This is a genomic window from Bradyrhizobium sp. Crot121 (assembly GCF_059512385.1).
Genome location: NZ_JCAMOR010000513.1, coordinates 1 through 352, shown reverse-complemented (window position 1 = coordinate 352; position 352 = coordinate 1). Strand labels below are relative to the sequence as shown.

Annotated in this window: 1 protein-coding gene; it reads right to left on the bottom strand. The window is 58.2% G+C overall.

Annotation, left to right across the window (positions count from 1 at the left end):
• Positions 1 to 105: 105 nt before the first annotated feature.
• Positions 106 to 352 (bottom strand): carbohydrate porin (locus tag AC5ZGW_RS47715; RefSeq protein ID WP_496114347.1); only part of this gene is annotated, 247 nt, incomplete at its 5' end.

Here is a 352-nt window from a genome sequence, read left to right as displayed (position 1 = left end):
CCATGAAGACCTCCTGCGGGTCGAACACGGATGCCAGAGAACAAGAGATCGATGGCCGGTGACCGGCTTTTGCCGGATTCTGTGCGCTGCGTTGCCGGCAGTCGATTACCATGACGCCGTCATCCTTGCGGAAAAAACATCGGCTCCCGTGTGGTTATCGGCAACCTGGGCTGCGAACGGGTTCCAGATATGCTGATAGCTTGTGATAAAACGCATGGCCGGCGTGAGGGCGAAGTCGTAGAAGACCTCGGTTCCCTTCTCGTCCTTCATTCTTGCTTCACCGCCGGTGAGGGCCCGGACGCTGTCCTTGAGATCGGGACTGACGGCGTTGTAATAGTAGCCGACCCCGAAG